The following is a 21299-nucleotide window of genomic DNA, read 5'->3' as shown; positions in this document are numbered from 1 at the left end:
TTTAATCAATCTGCTAGATAGACAATCGACAATTTTTCCAGCACCCTTGCCGGGCTTCATTCCGGCAACTGCAATGCCAGTTCCTCGCCCCGTGCCCGCAGGCTGGTGGCCAGGAAAGCGATGACCTGGCCCGCCCATTGCATCATGCGCACGTCGCGGTGGCAGGTCAGCCAATAGGTCCGCGTCAGCCGCACCTGATCGGGCAGCACGATCTGCAACTCCGGATACTTCCTGGCGATGTAATGGGGCAGCACGCCGACCCCCAGCCCATTGCGAACCGCCGCGAGCTGGTTGAAGATGCTGGAACTTTTTACTATCGCCCGCAGCGACGGATGCACCTCGCCCAGGTAGTCGAGCCCGGGCGCGAAGATCATCTCCTCGATATAGCCGATGATGCGGTGCGGCCGCAGGTCCGCGGGGGCTTGGACCGGCGGCATGGTCTGCAGATAGTCCCGCGTCGCGTAAAGATGCAGGGTGTAGTCCGCCAGCCGTTCCGAGCGGTAGGGACCGTTGGTCACCGGGTCCAGGGTGATCCAGATATCTGCCTCGCGCCGGGACAACGACAGCACCTGCGGCATGGTGATGAGTTCGGGCGAGAGCAGCGGAAACCGCGCGATGAACTCGGGCAGCAGATGGGTCGAGAACAGGCTGGCGAACCCTTCCGGCATCGCCAGGCGCAGCGAACGGACCTGCCCCGCCGCAGTGCCGCGGTCCAGGGGGATCTGGCTTGCCGCCTCCTCCATGCGCTCGGCGGTCTCGATCAGCCGCAGGCTGGCGGCGGTGGGCTCGTAGCCGCGGGGGTTGCGTTCGAACAGCCGGGTGTTCAGCGCCTGTTCCAGGCGGTCGATCCGCCGCGAGACCGTGACATGCGAGGTGCCCAGCAGCCGCGCGGCGCGGGAAAGCTGCCGCTCTCGCACCACCGCCAGAAAGAATTGCAGGTCGTCCCAGTCGAGATTGGCCATCTGTTCAAAAATGCACAGGATCTGTATGAAATTAAACTTCTCTGAACGCTTGTGTCAAAGGCGATTCCGCTGCATCGTTCCGTCAGGGAGGCGGCCGGCATAAAGGCGGCCCCCATGACAGAAAGCGTCCCGAACCGGCCGGCAGAACGGACCGCCGGAAGGGACCATCCTTGGGAGGAAAACGTGCGAAACATTCTGCTCACGACCGCTGCGGTCGGTCTTGCCGCCGCGCCCGCGCTGGCCGAGGTTTCCGACGGCAAGGTCAGGATCGGCATCCTGAACGACCAGTCCGGGGTCTATGCCGATTTCGGCGGCAAGAACTCGGTCGAGGCCGCGAAAATGGCGGTCGAGGATTTCGGCGGCAAGGTTCTGGACGCGCCGATCGAGATCGTCAGCGCCGACCACCAGAACAAGCCCGACATCGCCTCGAACATCGCCCGGCAATGGTATGACACTGAGCAGGTCGACAGCATCATGGAGCTGACCACCTCCTCGGTCGGCCTGGCCGTGCAGGCGCTGTCGCAGGAAAAGAAGAAGATCACCATCAACACCGGCGCCGCCACGACCGAGCTGACCGGCAAGGCCTGCACGCCCTATGGTTTCCATTGGGCCTATGATACCCACATGCTGGCGGTCGGCACCGGCGGCGCGCTGGTGAAAGAGGGCGGCGACAGCTGGTTCTTCCTGACCGCCGACTATGCCTTCGGCTATTCGCTGGAGGAGCAGACCTCGAACGTGGTCAAGGAACATGGCGGCACCGTGGTCGGCGCCGTGCGCCACCCGCTGGCGACGACCGATTTCTCGTCCTTCCTGCTGCAGGCGCAGTCCTCGGGCGCCAAGGTGATCGGCCTGGCCAATGCCGGCCTCGACACGCAGAACGCCATCAAGCAGGCGGCCGAGTTCGGCATCACCGCCGGCGGGCAGAAGCTGGCGGCGCTGCTGTTCTCGATCGCCGAGGTGCACGGCCTCGGCGCCGAGGCGGCACAGGGCCTGACCCTGACCGAGAGCTTCTACTGGAACCGCGACGCGCAATCGGCCGAGTTCGGCAAGCGCTTCATGGAACGCACCGGCGTGATGCCGAACATGGTTCATGCCGGCACCTATTCGGCGGTGACGCAATACCTGAAGGCGATCCAGGAGGCCGGCACCGACGAGACCGAGGCCGTCGCCAAGAAGCTGCACGAGATGCCGGTCGACGACGTCTTTGCCCAGGGCGGCAAGGTCGGCGCCAACGGCCGGCTGATCAAGGACGCCTATCTGATGGAGGTCAAGGCCCCGGCCGACATCAAGGAGGACTGGGACTATTACAACGTTCTGGCCACCATCCCCGGCGACCAGGCCTTCCTTGATCCGGCCAAGAGCGGCTGCCCGCTGGTCCAGTGATGGCGGCCGCCCCTGCTATGCAGGCCGAGCCGCGGGTGGTGCTTTCCGCCCGCGGCCTCGGCAAGGATTTCGCGGGTTTCACGGCGGTGAACAATGTCGACCTGGACGTGGAGCATGCCCGCATCCACGCCCTGATCGGCCCGAACGGCGCCGGCAAGACCACGGTCTTCAACCTGCTGACCAAGTTCCTGCAGCCGACCCGGGGGCGGATCACGCTTCTGGGCCAGGACATCACCCGCACGCCGCCCGACAAGGTCGCCCGCATGGGGCTGGTGCGCAGCTTCCAGATCTCGGCGGTCTTTCCGCACCTGACGGTGCGCGAGAACGTCAAGGTCGCCTTGCAACGCCCGGCGGGGCTGGCGGTGCAGTTCTGGCTGCCGCTCTCGTCGCTCGACCGGCTCGACGCCCGCGCCGACCAGTTGATCGAGCAGCTGGGCCTTGCCCCCTGGCGCGACCATCGCGCCGCCGACCTGTCCTATGGCAGGAAGCGTGTCCTGGAGATCGCCACCACGCTCGCGCTCGATCCCGAGGTGCTGCTGCTTGACGAACCGATGGCCGGCATGGGCCAGGAGGACGTGGCCATGGTCGCCAGGATCATCCGCGACGTCGCCCGCCAACGCGCCGTGCTGATGGTGGAACACAACCTGAACGTCGTGGCCGACATCTGCCACCGCGTCACCGTGCTGCAACGGGGCGAGATCATCGCGGCGGGCGATTACGCCACCGTCTCGGCCGATCCGCGCGTGCGCACCGCCTATATGGGGTCCGAGGCATGACCGCGCCGCTGCTGTCCGTCGAAAACCTGCAGGCCTGGTATGGCGAAAGCCATGTGCTGCATGGCGTGAACATGCATGTCCACGAAGGCGAGATGATCTGCATCCTGGGCCGCAACGGCATGGGCAAGACCACCACCCTGCGAACCATCATGGGCATCCTCAGGAAGCGGACCGGCAAGATCGCCTTTGCCGGCCAGGACATGATGGGCGTCCCCCTGCACCAGACCGCCCGCGCCGGTCTGGGCTTCGTGCCCGAGGAACGCGGCATCTTCGCCAGCCTTTCGGTCGAGGAGAACCTGATGCTGCCGCCGAAGGTGGCCGAAGGCGGCATGTCGGTGGCGGAAATCTACGCGCTGTTCCCGAACCTGCACGAACGCCGCAATTCCCAGGGCACCAAGCTGTCCGGCGGCGAACAGCAGATGCTGGCCATGGCCCGCATCCTGCGCACCGGCGCGCGCTGCCTGCTGCTGGACGAGCCGACCGAGGGCCTGGCCCCGGTCATCATCCAGGCCATCGGCGAGGTGCTGCGGAAGCTGAAATCCCGCGGCATGACCGTGGTGCTGGTCGAGCAGAACTTCCGCTTCGCCGCCAAGGTCGCCGACCGCTTCTACCTGATGGACCACGGCCGGATGACAGCGGAATTCCCGGTCGGGGATCTGCCGCAGCAGATGGATCTGCTGCATCGCGAACTGGGGGTATGACATGACCATGATCTTCGGCATTCCCGTCCAGGCGCTCATGGGGCAACTGCTGGTCGGGCTGATCAACGGCAGCTTCTACGCGCTGCTGTCCCTGGGCCTGGCGGTGATCTTCGGCCTGCTGCGGGTCATCAACTTCGCCCATGGCGCGCAATACATGCTGGGCGCCTTCGCGGCGCTGCTGCTTCTGAACTGGGGCGGCATCAACTACTGGCTGGCGCTGATCGTGGCGCCGCTGATCGTCGGCATCCTTGCCGCCGTGGTCGAGCGCACGATGCTGTCGCGGCTCTACAAGCTCGACCATCTCTACGGCCTGCTGTTCACCTTCGGCCTGGCGCTGGCGATCGAGGGGACGTTTCGTTACTTCTTCGGCGCCTCGGGCAAGCCCTATGCGCCGCCTTCGCAACTGACCGGGGCGGTGAACCTGGGCTTCATGTTCCTGCCGATCTATCGCGGCTGGGTCGTCGTCGCCTCGCTGGCGGTCTGCATCGGGGTCTGGCTCTTGATCGAGAAGACCAAGCTTGGCGCCTATCTGCGCGCCGCGACCGAGAATCCCACGCTGGTGCAGGCCTTCGGCGTCAACGTGCCGCTGCTGCTGACCCTGACCTATGCGCTTGGCGCGGGCCTTGCCGGTTTCGCGGGCGTGCTGGCGGCGCCGGTCTATCAGGTCAGCCCGCTGATGGGCTCGAACCTGATCATCATCGTCTTCGCGGTGGTGGTGGTTGGCGGCATGGGCTCGATCCTGGGCGCCATCGTCACCGGTTATCTGCTGGGCGTGGTCGAGGGGCTGACCAAGGTCTTCTACCCCGAGGCCTCGAACATCGTCATCTTCGTGATCATGGCGATCGTCCTGATCCTGCGGCCCGCGGGCCTTTTCGGAAAGGAGGCCTGACATGGCCGGGAAAACCGAAACCGCCGCCCCGGATCCGGTCGCGGCCCATCCCCGCGCCGGCCAGGCCCGGCTGCTGCTGATCGCCCTGGCCCTGGCCGGGCTGCTGGTGGCGCCGATGTTCCTCTACCCGATCTTCCTGATGAAGCTGCTGGCCTTCGCGCTCTTCGCCTCGGCCTTCAACCTGCTGCTGGGCTATACCGGGCTGCTGTCCTTCGGCCATGCCGCCTTCTTCGGCGGCGCGGCCTATTTCACCGCCCATGCGGTCAAGGTCTGGGGCTGGCCACCCGAGGCGGGCATCCTGCTGGGCGTCGCCGGCGCGGCCGGGCTGGGGCTGGTGATCGGCGCCATCGCCATCCGCCGCCAGGGCATCTATTTCGCCATGATCACCCTGGCGCTGTCGCAGATGTTCTTCTTCTTCTGTCTGCAAGCCCCGTTCACCCATGGCGAGGACGGCATCCAGTCGGTGCCGCGCGGGCATCTGTTCGGGCTGATCGACCTGAACCGGCCGATGAACATGTATTACTTCGTGTTGGCGGTCTTCGTGATCGGTCTGCTGATCATCCGGCGCTTCGTGAACTCGCCTTTCGGCATGATCCTGAAGTCGATCCGCGAGAACGAACAACGCGCGATCTCGCTCGGCTATTCGGTGCAGCATTACAAGCTGGGCGCCTTCGTGATGTCGGCGGCGCTGGCCGGGCTGGCCGGCGGGGTCAAGGCGCTGATCTTCCAGTTCGCCACCCTGACCGACGTGGCCTGGCAGATGTCGGGCGAGGTGATCCTGATGACGCTTTTGGGCGGCATCGGCACGCTCTTCGGTCCCATCGTCGGCGCCGGGCTGGTGGTGAGCCTGCAGAACTTCCTCGCCACCTCGGACTTCCCGGTGACGATCATCACCGGCCTCGTCTTCATGGTCTGCGTGCTCTTGTTCCGCCGCGGCCTGGTGGGCGAGTTCTTCGCAACCAAGCTCGGTCGGAAACTGGGGTTCCGCTCCGAATCGTGATGGTGCGGCCCCCGCGTGCAAGCGGGGGCCCTGCATGGAGTATCCGATGGAAAGCTACGACTATATCGTGATCGGCGCGGGCAGCGCCGGCTGCGTGCTGGCCAATCGCCTCAGCGCCGATCCCGGCACCCGGGTCTTGCTGCTGGAGGCCGGCGGGCGCGACAATTACCACTGGATCCACATCCCGGTCGGCTATCTCTATTGCATCGGCAACCCGCGCACCGATTGGGGCTACAGCACCCAGCCCGAGCCGGGGCTGAACGGCCGCGCGCTGCTTTACCCGCGCGGCCGGGTGCTGGGCGGCTGCTCCTCGATCAACGGTATGATCTACATGCGCGGGCAGGCGGCGGATTACGACCATTGGCGCCAGCTTGGCTGCACCGGCTGGGGCTGGGACGACGTGCTGCCGCTGTTCAAGGCGCAGGAGGACCATTATCGCGGCGGCGATGCCATGCACGGCGCCGGCGGCGAATTGCGGGTCGAGACGGCGCGGGTCCGCTGGGCGGTGCTCGACGCCTTCATGGATGCGGCGGAACAGGCCGGCATCCCCCGGACCGAGGATTTCAACCGGGGCGACAACGAGGGCGGCGGCTATTTCGACGTGACCCAGCGCAGCGGCTGGCGCTGGAGCGCGGCCCGCGCCTTCCTGCGCCCGGTGCGGAACCGCCCCAACCTGCGCATCCTGACCGGCGCCGAGGTCGAGCGGCTGGTGATCGAGGCGGGCGCGGTCACGGGCGTCGTCTTCCACCATCAGGGCCAGCGCCGCGAGGTCCGCGCGATGCGCGAGACGGTGCTGGCGGCGGGCGCCATCGGCTCGGTGCAGATCCTCGAACATTCCGGCATCGGCCGTGGCGAGGTGTTGCAGGCCGCCGGCATCACCCCGCAGGTCGAGGTTCCGTCCCTGGGCGAGAACCTGCAGGACCATCTGCAATTGCGGCTGGTCTACAAGGTGCGCGGCGTGCCGACGCTGAACGAGAAGGCCTCGCGCCTGATGGGCAAGGCGGCGATCGGGCTGGAATATCTGCTGAAACGCTCGGGCCCGATGTCGATGGCGCCCAGCCAGCTCGGCATCTTCACCCGCTCGGGGCCGGACAAGGCGACCCCGGACCTGGAATTCCACGTCCAGCCGGTCAGCCTCGACAAGTTCGGCGACCCCGTGCATCCCTTCCCGGCCATGACCGCCTCGGTCTGCAACCTGCGCCCGGAAAGCCGCGGCTCGGTCCATGTCGCCGGGCCGGATTTCCGCGCCCATCCCGCGATCCGCCCGAATTACCTTTCGGCCAAGGCCGACCGCGAGGTTGCGGTGCGTGCCATCCGCCTGGCACGCAAGATCGCGGCGCAGCCGGCCTTCAACCGCTTCAACCCCGAGGAGCACGTCCCCGGCATCGCCTTCCAGAGCGACGAGGATCTGGCCAGGGCGGCCGGCGCCGTCGGCACCACCATCTTCCATCCGGTCGGCACCTGCCGCATGGGCGCCGATGACGGCGCGGTGGTCGATGCGCGGCTGCGGATGCGGGCGCTTGGCCGGCTGCGGATCGCCGATGCCTCGGTGATGCCGACGATCACCAGCGGCAATACCAACGCCCCGGTGATGATGATCGCGGAAAAGGCGGCGCGGATGATGCTTGAGGATGCGCGGGGCTGACCCGCTGCCCCGTGCCGGTCCGGCGTCGCCTGACTTTCAAAAGGTTTTTGGTCTGCCAGAAGATCCGCGTGACCGCGGAGGCGGTGAAAATAACTGCGGTTTACGCAGAAAACCCGATTCCCCTATGCCTTTCGTTTATCTGCCCGAATCATCCGCCTTTCTTGCAGAATTCTTGGAAGGCTTGACGGCCTCAAAACAGTTGCGTGCTCACGGGAAAAGACGCATAGAGAGTATGCGTCGTCGCTGAATCAACTTTTTGTCGTATTGATTCCCGCGCGGCGCGTGTTCTTAGCGTACCATGTGTTGGCGTCCGTCGGGTGTGCATTCCCCCTGTCCGGACATTTGAAAAACCTCGACTCGGTGATTGACCACCGGTCTGACTTTGGGTGAAACATGGCATATTATACTCAAATCCCTGATGCGACCATCGACCTGACCGCAACCACGCCGGTTCTGTCGTTGGGCAACAACCTGCTCTTGAACGAACTGAGCGGCTCGAACGAATTCAGCCAGTATGACGTGGACGCCAATTCGGCCACCACCCTGACCCGCGGCGACGACGTGTCGCTGGTGGATACCGAGCAGAATCCGGAACTGACCGGCACCTTCGCCGGCACCGGCACGCTTTCGACGGCGACGGCATCCATCGGTCTGCCGCCTCTTCTCGGCGTGACCATCCAGCTCAATCCCATCAGCGGTTCCTATGTCGTCGGCGAGGATGGCAACACCTATTTCGTCACCGACGAGCCGCTGGATGCCAGCCATATCGGCCTGAATATCCAAGGCACCGTGGCTGGGCTTCCCGTCAACCTCGCGGACATCAACCTGTCCGAACTCAACAGCAATCCGTTGCTGGCGCCGATCCTCGGCACGCTGCAGCAGACGCTCGACACCCTGATCGTCAACGTCGCCTATGATCCCGAAGGCACGCTGCCGCTGGATGACGAGGATGTCGTGCCCTGCTTCACCGCCGGCACCCTGATCGAGACCCGGGACGGTTTCGTCGCCGTCGAGACGCTGACGGTGGGCGATCTGGTCCGCACCCGCGATCACGGGCTGCAGCCGGTGCGCTGGATCGGCTCGGTCAAACTGGCCGCCGCCGCCCTGACCGCGCAGCCGAAACTGCGCCCGATCCGCATCAAGGCCGGCGCGCTTGGCGACCTGACGCCTTCGACCGACCTGGTGGTTTCGCCGCAGCACCGCGTCCTGGTGCGCTCGAAGATCGCGCTCAAGATGTTCGGGGCGATGGAGGTGCTTGTCGCCGCCAAGCAGCTTCTGCAGATCGAGGGCGTCGATATTGCCGAGGACGTGGCCGAGGTGGAGTATTTCCACATCCTGTTCGAGAACCACGAGGTGGTGAATTCCAACGGCGCCGCCACGGAATCGCTTTATACCGGCACCGAGGCGCTGAAATCGGTCGGCGCGGCAGCCCGGGAAGAGATTTTCGCGCTGTTCCCGCAACTGCGCGATGCGGATTTCGCTCCGACCCCGGCGCGTCCGATCCCTTCGGGCCGGAAATCGCGGCGGATGACCGTCCGTCACGTTCAGCACAGCCGTCCCGTCTTTAGCTGAACCGGGCTGCTGATCCCACAGGATGACCGCGGAGCGATCCGCGGTCGTTTTGCTTTGCGGCAGCGGTGCCGAACAATCGCGATCCGGCAACGGCGCGCAGGCCGCGATCTCAGATCACCCGGGTGCGCTGCGGGGCGAGGCCGTCGATCTCGACCACCACCTGCGCGCCGCGGGACAACGCGCCAACCCCCGCCGGTGTGCCGGTGAAGATGAGATCGCCGGCCGCCAGCGCGACATGGCGCGACAGGATGGCGACGATCTCGGGCACCGACCAGATCATCTGGCTCAGGTCGCCCTGCTGGCGTAGCACGCCATCGACCGTCGAGACGATGCGACCATGGTCGAGCCGCCCCAGTTCTGCCGCCGGGGTGATCGCCCCGCAGGCGGCGGAATGGTCGAAGCCCTTGGCCATGTCCCAGGGGCGGCCCAGCCGCTTCGCCTCGGCCTGCAGGTCGCGGCGGGTGAAGTCGTTCCCGGCGGCATAGCCCCAGACGTGATCCGGCGCCCGCTCGACCGGGATGTCGCTGCCGCCGCGGCCGATGGCGACGACCAGTTCGGCCTCGTAATGCAGGTCCGCGGTCAGCGGCGGATAGGGCAGCGGCGCATCGTCGGTCAGCAGCGCATCGGCCGGCTTAGAAAAGAAGAAGGGCGGCTCGCGGTCCGGGTCGTGGCCCATCTCGCGCGCATGATCGGCATAGTTGCGGCCGACGCAGAAGATGCGGCGCACCGCGAAACGTTCGCCGCGGCCGGTGACCGGGACCGAGGGCGTGGCGGGAACGGGCAGGACATAAGACATGCAGGGGATCCATGGCAGGGGGACGATGCCGCGACTCTGCCCGGTTCCGCGGCGCGGGGAAAGCGGCGATGCAACCGAGGCGAATCCGGCGGCGCAGGCTTCGCCCGTGCTCAGGGCGTCTCCGACACCGGCGCGGCCTGCCGCGAGCCGTGCAGCCAGGGTTTGCGGCCAGAGATCTGGAACACATCGACCGGGCAGGCGTCGATGCAACCGCCGCAATTCTGGCAATCGCCGGACAGGATCAGCGGGCTGGCCTTGCCCTTCAGCGCCGGCACGATGACATGCGGCTCGGGGCAGATGTTGAAACAGGCGCCGCAATCGGTGCAGGCGTCCCGCCGCGCGGCCGAAACCCGGACCAGCGAGAAGCGGCCGATCAGCCCGTAGAAGGCCCCGACCGGGCAGAGATGGCTGCACCAGGCCCGGCGCGAGACGAACAGGTCCAGCAGGAACACCGCCAGGATGATCGCCCAGCCAAGCCCGATCCCCGAGATGAAGGCGCGCTGCAACAGGCTGACCGGGTTGACGAATTCCCAGGCCGCGGCGCCGGTCAGGAACGAGGCGAGCAGCGTTCCGGCCAGAATGAACAGCCGGGTGCGCCGGTCCAGCTTGCGGTCGCGGGTCAGCCCGGTCTTCTCGCGCAGCCAGAAGGCGGTGTCGGTCACGACATTGACCGGGCAGACCCAGCCGCAATAGGCCCGGCCACCCAGCACCAGATAGGCCAGCGCGATCAGGATCGCCCCGCTCAGCACCGGCCAGGCCGGCGAGGTGCCGCCGAACAGGCCCTGCACCAGGATATAGGGATCGGCCAGCGTCACCAGGCCGGCGATGTCGCTGGCGGCGAAATTGCCGCGTGCGATCCAGATCCCCAGCCACGGCCCCAGCATGAACAGGCCCAGCAACGAGACCTGGGTCAGCCGCCGCATCAGCCACCATTTATGCGAGCGCAGCCAGCCGCGCGCCGCGACGCTGAGCCGGCGGTTCTCGGAAATCAGCGGCCCGATCATGCCGGCCTCCCCGCGCGGTTGCGGCCGGCGCCGCCCAGCCCCAGGTCGCGCGGCAGCACCCGGATCGAGGCATGGCCGGTGACGCAATGCTTCTCGCAGGTGCCGCAGCCGGTGCAATGCTGGGAATGCACGGTCGGAATCATGATGGCGCGGCCGTCGACCTCGCCGGGCTCGAGCGTGATCGCATCGCCGCGGATCGGGCAGACCCGGACGCAGATGCTGCAATTCATGCCCTTGTAGTTCAGGCAGTCCTCGTGTCCGACCAGCACGGCGACGCCCATGTCGGCATCGCGGATCGAGGCGATGTCGCGGTCCAGCGCCCCGGTCGGACAGGCTCTTGCGCAGGGCACGTCCTTGCACATGTAGCAGGGCTCGGCGCGCGGGGTGAAGAAGGGCGTGCCGACCGCCGCCTCTTGCCCCCATTCGGCCAGCGACAGCGTGTCATAGGGGCAGGCCTGCACACAAAGCCCGCAGCGCACGCAGGCGGCCAGGAAATCCTCCTCGGGCAGCGCCCCCGGCGGGCGCAGGGCGCGGGCATCGGCGCGCGCGGCGGATTCGACCAGCGCCGCCAGCGAGAACCCGCCCAGACAGGCCGCCCCTGCCCCGCGGGCCAGTTCCTGCATGGCCGTGCGACGGTTCATCTTGCGCTTGCTGGATGCCATCCTGCTCTCCTCCGGGTCTTCAGTCGGTCCGGGCCGCCTCCTCGGCTGCGCGTTTCTGCTCGGCCAGCAGCGGCTCGTAGCGCCGGTCGGTCAGGGTCTCGAGAAAGGCCACCAGCGCATCGACGCGGGCCTCGTCCAGCATCAGCCCGGATTGCAGCTCGGCCAGCGACAGGTTCTCGGCCACCTCGGGCGGACCCCAATCCTCGCCGGTCTCGGGATTGATGCGCGAGGCGGGCCGGCGGCTGGTATATTTGTTATAGAATAGCACGGCGGTGCGCAGATCCCGAAACACGCCATTGTGCATATAGGGGCCGGTGACCGCGATGTTGCGCAATGTCGGCACCTTGATGCGCCCGGCCTGGGCCGGATCGTCGATCCCCGGCCGCGCCAGCAGTCCCCGGTCGACATGGTCCGCACCCAGACCGTTGGCGGCGCGGGCGGCCTGGTTCACCGGCACGCCGATATTGTGGAACTCGAAGCTGGTGAAGGTCTCGCGCTCGACCACGCCCTGCTTCTGCAGCTGGTGGCACAGCCGACAGTTCCAGGTCATGAAGACGGTATAGCCGAATTCCTCCTGCGCGGTCAGGCTGGCCTCGCCGCGCTGCCAGCGGTCGAAGCGGGAATCGAAGGGCAGGAACTCCTCGCCGTGCTGATAGGCGGCCAGGGCAGCGGTGGTATGCTCGAAGGCGCGGCCGACATCCTCCAGCGCATCGGGGCCGAACAGCGTCGCGAAACTGTCGCGATAGTCCGGATCGTCGCGCAGCCGTCCGACCACCGCCGCCTTGTCGGCCATCGCCATCTCGACCGGGTTCAGCATCGGCTGGCCAGCCTGATCCTGAAGATCGTCGGCACGCCCGTCCCAGAACTGGCCACCCTTGTAGCGGCCCTTCTCGTCGCGGTGAAAGACCGGGCTCAGCGCCGCATAGCTCAGCGTCGGCGTGTTGCGGTCGCCGTAAGAGATGCCGTCGTCGCCCAGCGACACCGCCCGGCCCGCCGCGCCCTCGCGCGGGTCGGTGAAGGCCTGTTCCGGGTCGTGGCAGGTGGCGCAGGACTGCGTCCCGCCCCGCGACAGCGCCGGGTCGTGGAACAGCCGCCGGCCAAGCTCGGCCAGTTCCGGCGCCGCCTCGCCCGAGGGCAGGCGCTGGTCGCGCCCGGCCGCGGCGCCCACCGTCACCACGGCACCGGCCAGCATCAGCGGCAAAAGCAGGGACGGCAGGGGATGAAAACGCGGCATGACGATCAGACCTCGACCCCCTGCCCCGCCGCCGCGGCACGGCAGGCGGCCAGGCTGCTGCGGGCGCGGATCTCGGCCGCGATCAGCCGATGCGCGACCAGATCCGCCAGATTGGCAAGCTGCGACAGGTGCTTTTGCGCCGGCAGACCGTCCGCCAGCGGCGCCAGCACCCCGTCGGGCGCGAACAGCCGGTCGTGATGCGGCCGCAGCACCGCGATCAGATCCGCAAGGCCAAGGCCCAGCAGATCCTCGGGGGCGTTCAGCGCGCCGGAATGGATCAGCATCTCCTCGCTGACCCGCAGGGCTTCCGCACCCGAGCGCGCCAGCGCGGCATGGCCGCTGGCGGCGGCGTGCAGCACGGCGAAGCCGGCCAGCAGGCGGCTGGCGGCATCGGGCGCATTGCGGGCGCGCTGGAACAGCCCGACGACCGGCGCCAGGTCCGGTTCGATCGGGGCCAGCGCGGCGAAGTCCAGCTGCATGGCGCTGGGACGGAAGGGCGTGCAGCGCCAGCGGGCGCCATGCGCCATGTCGGCGATGCGCCAGCCGGCGATGGCCATGCCGCGCCCGGTCTCGACCAGATAACGCTGGATGCGCCGCTCGATATCGGCATGGGCGCGATCCAGCGCCTCCTCGGCCGAGGCGGCATCGAGCCGGCAGAGGATCTCGGCCAGCTTGCCGCCCTCGTTCCCGTGCAGGCTGATCCGCATTCCGCCCGCTTCCGGCCCCGCCAGCGGCAGGTCGCCGGGGACCAGCAGGTCCAGTTCCCACAGTTGGGTCACCGGATTGCGCAGGAAGAAGCCGACCAGAAATTCGCGCGTGCGGATGTCGGCCCGCGACAGGCTGATGCTGTCGCGGCTGCTTTCCGCCTTCAACGCGGCGCGGATGTCATAGGGGATCCACATGGCCGGTTCCTTTCCCGCGATTCACTCGACGATCACCTTGGCGCGCATGAAGGGATGCGGGGTGCAGTGATATTCATAGGCCCCGGCCTCGTTGAAGGTGATGGAATAGGCCTGGTCCTTCTTCAGCATGTCGCCCTTGAAGGGCTCGTCGCCCACCTCGCCCTTCTTGAAGGCGACGTTGTGCGGCATGACTTCCTTGTTGATCCAGTAGACGGTGTCGCCGGGCTTCACCTTCAGCTCGGGCTGGTCGTATTTCATCTTGTTGATATTGACGACGATGGCTTCGGCCGGGACTTCGGCGGCAGGCACCGCGGCCGCGTTGGGCACGGTGATCGCATCGGCCGCCAGGGTTGCGGTGGCGCCGGAGGCCGTCAGCATCAGGGCGGTCAGGACGGCCCGCGACTTCATTGCGAAATTCATGGAAAGCTCCTCTTCGGGGAAAGGGTGCCGGACGCGGCCGGGCTGGCCCGGGCGGAGGTCGCGTCCGGCAGGGATCGTCAGCTGGCCTTGCCGACGATGGGAGAGATGGTGCAGTGATAGGTCATGGCGTCATCCTCGGCGCCGAAGCACCAGATGATGTCATTGGCGAATTCCGGGCGGTAGACCGGCAGCTCGCCCTCGGTGTTCAGGCAGGGGCAGCGGCCCGAGACGTTCGCGCCGCAGCAGTCGCGATAGGCGATCAGGTAGCTTTGCCCGTCGGTCGGGTTGTAGCAACTGGCCACCCAGGACGCGGTGGCAAGTTTGGTGCCCGGCGGACAGTTGGTCAGCGAACCGCCCGAGCAGTCGCAGATGTTGCCGTCGATCGAGCAGTGCCGCCAGTAGTCGCAGGCCTGCACGTCATGGTCCTGCGGCTGCCATTTGGCGCGCGGGTCGGCGCCTTCCGGCGCCGAGGCCGCATTGGCGCGGCTGACGCGGCCGCGCCGGTCCACCGGCAGCAGCGGCACGATGGCCGCTCCGGCCAGCACCGTGCCGATCCGGCCGATGGCGCCGCGGCGGCTGGTGCGGCCGGCCACCCGGCGGGACAGTCTTTCGACCATGGCATCGAATCTGAAGTTCCCCAGCATCGTTGATCCTCCCTCAGCTTGGGTCGAGACGGGAACGGCCGGGTCAGGCCGCGTTCTTCTTGCGGCTGGCCATGAACTGCTGCAGCGAGGCAAAGCCGGTCTTGTCGGCTTCCAGCAGGCTTTCCAGGTGCTCGCGCGTGTTGGTCAGCCCCTTGGCCTTGATCTCGCCCTTGGCATCCAGCAGCACGCCATAGGGGATCTTGCCGACCTGGAAGGCCATGCCGATCTCGGCCGAGACGACATAGCGGATCTGGCCCAGCTCGTGGTTCTTGAGGAAGCGGGCGTGCTCCTCGGGGGCGCCGTCGCTGATCATCACCACGCCGATCTTCTCGGCCTTGGCGATGGACTTGATGATCGGGAACAGCTTGTCGCAGACCGGGCAGGTGGGCGCGGTGAACATCAGCAGCGTCGGCCGGCCTTCGGCCGAGGCGCCGCCGATATGCACCGAGCGGCCGAAATAGTCGGGCAGGTCGAATTCCGGCGCCTGGTCGCCGATATCCGGGCCGTGATCGGTGATCATGGCGCCCATGGGCGACGAGCGCTCGTGCAGCAGCCCGATCTGCCGCATCAGGCCCAGCATGACCACCGTCACGCCCAGGAAGGCGATCCAAAGCAGGATGTTCGAGGCAATCAGAAACGTCATGTCAGCGGCCTTTCGCTGTAGAGGTTGCGTTCTGCGTGGCGGAGAGCCCGCCCAGCAGCGATGCGCTGAAATAGAGAAGCATGAGCACCGCGCCGGCGATCAGACCGGTGGTCAGTTCGACCGCCCCGGCCGGGCGCGCGACCGGATGCAGCGCGGCCAGCGCCAGGGCCAGCCCGGTCAGCCCGGCGTTGCGGCCGACGAGCAGCCAGCTGATGTGCTGCTTCATGCCGCCGCGAAAGCAGCCGCAGTCGATCTGCGTGCGCCCGCGCAGCACGTTGACGGCGATGGCGAGACCGAAGACCGCCAGCAGCACCGCCGCAGCGACGGCGGCGGGCCGGGCCAGCGCCGGGACCAGCAGGGCCACGGCGATGGCCAGCTCGGCCACCGGCAGCACCATGGCCACCGCGCGGCTGGGCCCGTCCGGCAGCAGGCGGAAATTCCGCACCACGCCGTAGAACTCCTCGATCCCGGTCAGCTTCGAGACCGCCGCGGTCGCAAACAGCGCCGCAAGGAAACTGCGCAGGGTCCAGAGGATCAGGGGTTCCTGCAAAAGCGCCGTCATCTCATGACTCCATGTCATGGGTCAGGAGGATCTGCGGACCGCGGCCCAGCTGGTTCACGCTGCGGAGTTCCTCGCCCGAGGCGGCATCGTAGATGTGCAGGGTCTGGCTGCCCGACGAGAGGCCATAGAGCAGCGGCTCGGCATCCTGGCTGACATTGATCGAGTCGATCTCGTGGCCCATCTCGATCTTGCCGATGCGCTCGCCGGTGGCGGCGTTCAGCACCACGACGAAGCGGCTGGCGGTCTTGTGCTTGTGCTGGTCGCGCTGGTCGACCAGCAGGAAGATGCGGTCCGAGCCGCGGTGATAGGCGACCTGCTGCCAGCCGCCCGGCGCCCAGCCATCGGCGCGCTCGGCCTCGGTCAGCGCCTCGATCGGCTCGCGGAACTTGGGTTCCTCGGCGGTCAGGTCCATCTGGTAGATCTTGCCGGTATAGGTCGGCCAGACCAGCCGCCCGGTGCGGGTCGTATAGGCGGGGTGGTTGATCAGCAGCTCTTCCTCGGTGTGGAAGACCTTGCTGTTCGAGACCTTGGGCTCGGCCTCGGAAACATCGACCCGCGCCAGGCTGCCGTCGCGGCAGTTCATGTAGAACACCGTCGGGCTGGCCGGGAAGATGTGATAGCAGTCCGGCACGTCGACCATGCGGTCGAACTTCTTGTTCTCCAGATCGACGATGCCCACCGCGGGCGCCGGCGAGAACTGGTAGAACAGGAAGGACTTGTTGTCCGGCGTCAGCGCGTTCATCCACTGATAGGTGCCGACCAGGAAGCGCGCGTCCTTGGGCAGCTCGATATCGGCGGTGGGCTGCAGCGTCTCCGGATCGAAGACCTCGATGTAATCGGTGCGGGTGCCCCGGGCGATGCGCGAGAACACCGTGCTGGCCTGGGCAAAGAGCGAGCCGTCATCGGCCACCACCGGCTGCGGCAGGAAGCCGCCATCGGTCATGCCCAGCACCTCGCCGCTCGAACCGTCGATGACGAACTGCTGGGTGATGGCGGCGAAATGCGCCGGATCCTGCACATAGACGCGCCGGGCATCGGGCTTGGGCGCGTTCAGGATCACCGGCTCGTCGGCCTCGCCGGCGGCAAGTTGCTGCGCGGCCTCGGCGGCGGCGCGCTGGCCCTCGGTCTGGCCGGCCTCGGGCGTTTCAGCGGCAGCCGTGGCCGCGGCCGGTTCCGCCGCGCCGCTTTCCTGGGCCTGGACCATGGCGGGTCCGGCAGCCAGCAGGAAAGAGGTCGCGCACAGGCCCAGAAGCCTCGTGTCCTTGATGGTCGCTCTGCGTGAAAGAGCCATGGTTTCCTCCCTCGTGTGTATCCGACCCGGACCATCCGGGCAGCCGGATGGTGGGTCATGCAGAAAAACAGGGTAGTTCAGCGGATAGTCAGACCAGCGCCAGAACGGCGAACCCGGCCCCCAGCGCGGTCAGGATGGCGCCGTCCACGATGGCCGCGCGCTCCTGATGGCGACCCAGCCAGGCCTGGATGGCGTAATCCGTCACCGGGAACAGGTTCACCGCCACCGGCAGGAAGCGTCCCAGATTGAACAGCGCGATGATGGCGATGGCCTCGGCGACATTGCCGGTCAGGATGGCGGCCGCCGTCATCATGTAAAGCAGCGGGGTCTGCACATAGGTCAGGTAGTCCAGGCCCAGCGACAGGCCGTAAAGCCCGCCGACCACCCATTTCGGAAAGCGCTGGCGCGCGTCATGCGGCACCTGCGCCCGGCGCTGCGGATAGGGCACGCGCAGGAAGTCCAGCTGATGCGCCCCATAGGCCAGGCCGATCAGCGCCAGCACCGCCAGGCCGAAACCGGTGGCGAAGCCCGAGAACCCGGCCATCATGCCGATCGCCCCCAGCAGCGCGCCAAGGATCAGCGCGCCGGCGGCATAACCCAGCCCGTGCATGGCAAAGGTCGGCAGCCAGCCCAATAGCGCCTTGGCCCCCTTGCCGGTCGGCCGCAGCAACGAGATCGAGGAATAGCCGCAGGGCGACCAGGTGGAGAGCAGGCCGCCGGCAAAGGCCGCCAGGCCGATGCAGCCCCACAGCGCCATGCCCGAGCCCGCCTCGCTCAGCAGCAGGCCGCCGGCCAGCCCGGCCGCCAGGCTGAGGCCCAGCACGGCAAGGCGGCTGCCGCGCGAGAAACTGTCGGGAAAGACGTCGCAATCGGGGACGCCGACGGTCTCGCCCGTCTGCAACCGGAAATCATCAATGGAAGTCACCGCACGCCTCCTCTCGTTCGGTTCACGGGTCGTCGCGGCCTCCCGTCGCAGCGTCACAATACCGCTTGGACCCGTTTCAACCGCAGACTGCGTGCTGTTTCCCGAAGGTGAAATGAGTTTCTCTGCAGCCCGGGGCTGCGAAAATGCAGGGGCAGAGGGAATCCATTAGACACTTTGATTTATGAAGTAAAAACAACTCATTGGCAAAAAAATCGAGAGTCGCGGAAAGCGGCGGGCAATTCATCCTTTGGTGGTGGATGCCTAGGCGTCCCGCCGTGCGGGGAACAGCGTGGCGCACCATTCGGACAGCCTGCGGGCCAGTTCGTCATTGCGCAGATGCGGCTGCGACAGCAGCCAGACCTCGCGCGTGATCGGCATCGGAGTGACGCTGACATCGTCCCGCCGAAGCAGGCCCTGCACCATCAGATCGGGCAGGATGCCGATGCCGCGCCCGCTGTCCAGCATGGCGCGGATCAGGTTCAGATTGGCGGTCTCGAGCCGGATGGCCCGGCCCCGGAGCCTCGACAGCAGGCCCAGCATCTCGGGGGTGTCGGCCAGCATCTGCGGATAGGCGGCCAGCACCTCGGCTTCGGGCGCCAGGTCGCGCGGCCGGACCAGCGAGAAGCCGATCTCGCCGATCCGGCGCATCAGGAAGGTGCCGTATTTCGGCCGGCCCAGGCGCAGCGCGAAATCGGCCTCCCATCGCGACATCTCGACATTGTCGTCCGAGGTGTCGATGCTCAGCGACAGTTCCGGCAATTCCTGCAGCAGATGCGGCAGATGCGGCGCCAGCCAGTGTTCGGCGATGGCGGCCACGGTCGAGATGCGAAACACCCGGTCGGCATAGTCCTGCTGGCGCAGCGCCCGCTGGATGCGGGCGGCGGCGGCCTCCATCTCCTGCAGCGGGCGCAGGATGGCCAGGCAGCCGCCCGTCGGGCGGCGCATGCCGTCGGCGGGCTCGAACAGCGGCATCTCCAACCCCGCCTCGATCCGCCCCACCCGGCGGCCGACCGTGGTCTCGTCGATCTGCAGAAGCCGTGCCGCCCTGGCGAAGGAGCCGGTCTTGCAGATCGCGGAGATTATGCGGAAATCATCCCAATTCATCACGGTAGCGCCGCAACTGCCCAGTTTGTAAGCCCTTGGGCCGAATTGCCGGCCATGTAAAGGGGCGGGGCGGTCAGTCGGCCAGCGGGAAGCGGATCCGCGCGCAAAGCCCGCGCCCGCCCGCGCCCTGGTGCAGGCTCAGCGCACCGCCGAACAGCCGGGCGATCTCCTCCACCACCGGCAGGCCCAGCCCCATGCCGGGTCCCTGGGTCTGGCCGCGGGCGAAGCGGCCCACGGCGGCGGCGCGGGCCTCAGCGGGAATGCCGGGCCCGTCATCCTCGACCTCGACCACAGCCGTGCCGGCCTCGCGCCGCACGCGGATGGTGACCACGGCGCCGCGGCCGGTATGCAGGATCGCGTTCGAGACCAGGTTTTGCAGCGCCTCGCCCAGCAGCAGCGGCTCGGCGCGGATGGGCAGCGGCCCCTGCCCCTCGAAGCCCAGGTCGATGCCGGATTCGGCGGCGGCGGGGATCTGCTCGGCAGCCAGGTCGCGGGCCAGCGCGGCCAGGTCGATGGGCGCCAGGGCCCGCCCGGCCGCCGCGTCGACCTTGGCCAGCAGCAGCAGCTGGGCGAGGATGCGCTCGGCATGGGCGACGGCGGCATCGCCCTTGGCGGCGGCGGCCTGCGCCTCGGCCAGGGTCGGCGCCCGCGCCGCCAGCGCCAGCTGGGTGCGCACCACCGCCAGCGGCGTGCGCAGCTGGTGCCCGGCATTGCCGGTGAAGTTGCGCAGCCCGTCCAGCGCCGATTTCAGCCGCAGCATGAAGCCGTTGATGGTGCCGACCAGCCCGCGCACCTCTGATGGCACCGGCGTCTCGACCGGGCCCAGATCGTCGGGGCTGCGGGTGGCGATGGCCTCGCCCAGCCGGTGCAGCGGCCGCAGCGAGACGGTCACCGCGATGCCGACGATCAGCGCCGCGCCCAGCATCATCAGCAGAAGCCGCAGCGCCGAGCGCATCAGGATGGTGCGGGTCAGTTCCTCGCGCGCGCTGGTGGTCTCGGCCACGGTGACGATGAAGGGCACCTCGTCGATGCCGGTCGAGGCGGCGCGGGCCAGGCTGGCCACCCGCACCGGCTCGCCGCGGAAGCTGCCATCCGAAAAGGCCGGGTCGCCGCCCGGCACGGCCGCTGCCACCGGCAGGTCGCCATAGCCGGTGACCAGCCGTCCGGGCGGCCCGTCGACGCGATAGAACACCCGGTCCTCGGCCGCCGAGCTGAGCATTTCCAGCGCGCCGTAGGGGATCTCGATGGCGATCAGCCCGTCCTCGTCCAGCGAGGCGCGCTCGGCGATCACCAGGGCCGAGCCGGCCAGCACCCGGTCCGCCAGCGCCGTTGCCATGCGCTTGGCCTCGCGCCAGGTATCGACCAGCGCCAGCGCCCCGAAGACCGCCGTGGCCACCAGCAGCCACAAAAGCAGCCGGCGGCGGATCGAGAAGGGGCGGCCCGGCGGATGCGCCCCGCGGGGCCCTGGCGGCGGGCCGGCGCTCAAGGTTCGGCCCGGTCCAGGAAATAGCCGATGCCGCGCGCCGTCCTGACCGTCAGCCCGGCCGGGGCCAGCCGCTTGCGCAGCCGGCTGACATATTGCTCGATGGCGTTGGCGGACAGATCGTCTTCCAGCGAGGTCAGCGACTGCACGATGCTTTCGCGCGGCACCACCTTGCCGGCGCGGGTGATCAGCAGTTCCAGCAGCCCGCGTTCGCGCGCCGGCAGGTCCAGGGCCTGCTCGCCCACCGCGAAGCTGCGGCTATTCTGGTCGAAGGTCAGCCCGCCGAAACTGACCGTCGCGGTGCGCAGCCCGGCCTGCCGGCGCAGCAGCGAGCGGATGCGCGCCTCGAACTCGCCGATGTCGAAGGGCTTGATCAGATAGTCGTCGGCGCCCAGGTCCAGGCCGCGCACCCGCTCCTCGGGCGTGCCGCGCGCGGTCAGGATCATCACCGCGGCCGGGTTGCGCCGTGCCCGCATGGCGCGCAGCACCGTCAGCCCGTCCATCTGCGGCAGGTTCAGGTCCAGGATCACCAGGTCGAAACTTTCGGCCGCCGCCAGCGCCTCGGCCGAGGCGCCGTCATGCACCACGTCCACCGCATAGCCCGACTGGCGCAGCAGCTGTGCAAGCCCTTCGGCCAGCGAAAGATTGTCCTCGACCAGCAAGATGCGCATGCCGCCCCCTTCCGGCCGTCAGCCTAGCGG

22 protein-coding genes are annotated in these 21299 nt (G+C 67.8%); 7 read left to right on the top strand and 15 right to left on the bottom strand.

Features of this window, described 5'->3' with window-relative positions; all coding sequences use genetic code 11:
* Positions 1 to 56: 56 nt before the first annotated feature.
* Positions 57 to 962, bottom strand: coding sequence for a LysR family transcriptional regulator (locus ACFOMP_RS06390; protein WP_379028659.1), 906 nt, complete (start codon positions 960 to 962; stop codon positions 57 to 59).
* A 183-nt stretch (positions 963 to 1145) separates the two neighbouring features.
* On the opposite strand from ACFOMP_RS06390, the gene ACFOMP_RS06385 reads away from it, so the two are divergent.
* The 7 genes from ACFOMP_RS06385 to ACFOMP_RS06355 all read left to right on the top strand — a co-directional run bounded on the left by ACFOMP_RS06385 (position 1146) and on the right by ACFOMP_RS06355 (position 8928).
* On the top strand, positions 1146 to 2345 hold the full coding sequence (locus ACFOMP_RS06385; protein WP_379028657.1) for an ABC transporter substrate-binding protein: 1200 nt from the start codon (positions 1146 to 1148) through the stop codon (positions 2343 to 2345).
* Positions 2345 to 3121, top strand: coding sequence for an ABC transporter ATP-binding protein (locus tag ACFOMP_RS06380; protein ID WP_379028655.1), 777 nt, complete (start codon positions 2345 to 2347; stop codon positions 3119 to 3121). Before ACFOMP_RS06385 ends, ACFOMP_RS06380 begins: the two co-directional genes overlap by 1 nt.
* Positions 3118 to 3822, top strand: coding sequence for an ABC transporter ATP-binding protein (locus ACFOMP_RS06375; RefSeq protein ID WP_289896045.1), 705 nt, complete (start codon positions 3118 to 3120; stop codon positions 3820 to 3822). Before ACFOMP_RS06380 ends, ACFOMP_RS06375 begins: the two co-directional genes overlap by 4 nt.
* Before the next feature lies 1 nt (position 3823).
* Positions 3824 to 4711 (top strand): branched-chain amino acid ABC transporter permease, encoded by an 888-nt coding sequence (locus tag ACFOMP_RS06370; RefSeq protein ID WP_379028653.1) that lies wholly within the window; start codon positions 3824 to 3826, stop codon positions 4709 to 4711.
* A 1-nt stretch (position 4712) separates the two neighbouring features.
* Positions 4713 to 5711, top strand: a complete 999-nt coding sequence (locus tag ACFOMP_RS06365; protein ID WP_289896044.1) for a branched-chain amino acid ABC transporter permease — start codon at positions 4713 to 4715, stop codon at positions 5709 to 5711.
* Between the two features lie 46 nt (positions 5712 to 5757).
* On the top strand, positions 5758 to 7356 hold the full coding sequence (locus ACFOMP_RS06360; protein WP_379028651.1) for a GMC family oxidoreductase: 1599 nt from the start codon (positions 5758 to 5760) through the stop codon (positions 7354 to 7356).
* 393 nt (positions 7357 to 7749) lie between these two features.
* Positions 7750 to 8928, top strand: a complete 1179-nt coding sequence (locus ACFOMP_RS06355; protein ID WP_379028649.1) for a Hint domain-containing protein — start codon at positions 7750 to 7752, stop codon at positions 8926 to 8928.
* A 109-nt stretch (positions 8929 to 9037) separates the two neighbouring features.
* On the opposite strand, the gene ACFOMP_RS06350 is transcribed toward ACFOMP_RS06355, so the two are convergent.
* The 14 genes from ACFOMP_RS06350 to ACFOMP_RS06285 form a co-directional block, all read right to left on the bottom strand.
* A complete protein-coding gene (locus ACFOMP_RS06350) occupies positions 9038 to 9724 on the bottom strand; it encodes a fumarylacetoacetate hydrolase family protein (RefSeq protein ID WP_289896041.1) in 687 nt (228 codons plus the stop codon).
* 110 nt (positions 9725 to 9834) lie between these two features.
* Entirely contained in the window at positions 9835 to 10728 is an 894-nt protein-coding gene (gene napH / locus ACFOMP_RS06345) for a quinol dehydrogenase ferredoxin subunit NapH (protein ID WP_379028646.1), read from the bottom strand.
* The gene (gene napG / locus ACFOMP_RS06340) at positions 10725 to 11390 is read right to left on the bottom strand and encodes a ferredoxin-type protein NapG (protein WP_379028644.1); all 666 of its coding nucleotides are present in this window, start codon (positions 11388 to 11390) and stop codon (positions 10725 to 10727) included. Before napG ends, napH begins: the two co-directional genes overlap by 4 nt.
* Positions 11391 to 11409: 19 nt before the next feature.
* Positions 11410 to 12624: a cytochrome-c peroxidase gene (locus ACFOMP_RS06335; protein ID WP_379028642.1), complete on the bottom strand. Its 1215-nt coding sequence runs from the start codon at positions 12622 to 12624 to the stop codon at positions 11410 to 11412.
* A 5-nt stretch (positions 12625 to 12629) separates the two neighbouring features.
* Positions 12630 to 13526 carry a methylamine utilization protein MauJ gene (gene mauJ, locus ACFOMP_RS06330; protein ID WP_379028640.1) on the bottom strand — a complete coding sequence of 299 codons (897 nt, stop codon included), beginning with the start codon at positions 13524 to 13526 and terminating at the stop codon, positions 12630 to 12632.
* Between the two features lie 21 nt (positions 13527 to 13547).
* Positions 13548 to 13946, bottom strand: a complete 399-nt coding sequence (locus ACFOMP_RS06325) for an amicyanin (RefSeq protein WP_379028638.1) — start codon at positions 13944 to 13946, stop codon at positions 13548 to 13550.
* A gap of 77 nt (positions 13947 to 14023) precedes the next feature.
* Entirely contained in the window at positions 14024 to 14590 is a 567-nt protein-coding gene (gene mauA / locus ACFOMP_RS06320) for a methylamine dehydrogenase (amicyanin) small subunit (protein ID WP_289896035.1), read from the bottom strand.
* Positions 14591 to 14633: 43 nt separating this feature from the next.
* Positions 14634 to 15233, bottom strand: coding sequence for a methylamine dehydrogenase accessory protein MauD (mauD, locus tag ACFOMP_RS06315; RefSeq protein ID WP_289896034.1), 600 nt, complete (start codon positions 15231 to 15233; stop codon positions 14634 to 14636).
* Position 15234: 1 nt separating this feature from the next.
* Positions 15235 to 15795, bottom strand: a complete 561-nt coding sequence (locus tag ACFOMP_RS06310) for a MauE/DoxX family redox-associated membrane protein (RefSeq protein WP_379028636.1) — start codon at positions 15793 to 15795, stop codon at positions 15235 to 15237.
* Position 15796: 1 nt separating this feature from the next.
* Positions 15797 to 17086, bottom strand: a complete 1290-nt coding sequence (mauB, locus tag ACFOMP_RS06305) for a methylamine dehydrogenase (amicyanin) large subunit (RefSeq protein ID WP_289896032.1) — start codon at positions 17084 to 17086, stop codon at positions 15797 to 15799.
* Positions 17087 to 17174: 88 nt separating this feature from the next.
* The gene (locus tag ACFOMP_RS06300) at positions 17175 to 18011 is read right to left on the bottom strand and encodes a methylamine utilization protein MauF (protein WP_289896031.1); all 837 of its coding nucleotides are present in this window, start codon (positions 18009 to 18011) and stop codon (positions 17175 to 17177) included.
* 261 nt (positions 18012 to 18272) lie between these two features.
* The gene (locus tag ACFOMP_RS06295; protein ID WP_379028633.1) at positions 18273 to 19115 is read right to left on the bottom strand and encodes a LysR family transcriptional regulator; all 843 of its coding nucleotides are present in this window, start codon (positions 19113 to 19115) and stop codon (positions 18273 to 18275) included.
* 73 nt (positions 19116 to 19188) lie between these two features.
* Positions 19189 to 20601: a sensor histidine kinase gene (locus ACFOMP_RS06290; protein WP_379028631.1), complete on the bottom strand. Its 1413-nt coding sequence runs from the start codon at positions 20599 to 20601 to the stop codon at positions 19189 to 19191.
* Positions 20598 to 21269, bottom strand: coding sequence for a response regulator (locus ACFOMP_RS06285; protein ID WP_379028629.1), 672 nt, complete (start codon positions 21267 to 21269; stop codon positions 20598 to 20600). Before ACFOMP_RS06285 ends, ACFOMP_RS06290 begins: the two co-directional genes overlap by 4 nt.
* Positions 21270 to 21299: the final 30 nt, after the last annotated feature.

It is taken from the genome of Paracoccus simplex (genome assembly GCF_042648325.1).
GTDB classification, from domain to species: Bacteria; Pseudomonadota; Alphaproteobacteria; order Rhodobacterales; family Rhodobacteraceae; genus Paracoccus; species Paracoccus simplex.
This window is presented reverse-complemented; position numbering and strand designations above follow the sequence as displayed.